The sequence below is a fragment of the Shewanella sp. T24-MNA-CIBAN-0130 genome (assembly GCF_040310185.1).
GTDB lineage: Bacteria > Pseudomonadota > Gammaproteobacteria > Enterobacterales > Shewanellaceae > Shewanella > Shewanella psychromarinicola.
Window position 1 is genome coordinate 1 of the sequence record NZ_JBEOPP010000279.1, and the last position, 276, is coordinate 276.

Annotated in this window: 1 protein-coding gene; it reads left to right on the forward strand. The window is 44.9% G+C overall.

The genetic code is table 11. From position 1 onward, the window contains the following. A partial coding sequence (locus tag AAEZ02_RS22380; protein WP_351125228.1) for a PepSY domain-containing protein occupies positions 1-276 on the forward strand: 276 nt, incomplete at both ends.

A 276-nucleotide genomic window follows, 5' to 3' on the forward strand; every position in this document is an offset into this window, starting at 1 on the left:
GTACTAGTGACATTGCATTTTAGTAACTTTGCCGGCTTAGACATCCGTATTTTGTACTTTATTTTGGCGATGGCTATTAGTGCGATGATTGTTACCGGCAATATGTTATGGATAAATAAGCGCAGTGCTCAGCGCCAGTCTTCACCGCGCAGTATTGCTATCGTAACCGCGATGACGATTGGTGGCTGTGGTGGCATTATTGTGGCGACAGCAGTTGGATTTTTGTGTGAACGACTATTACCTGCAACCTTATCTGGACGAGGTGAATGGTTAGTG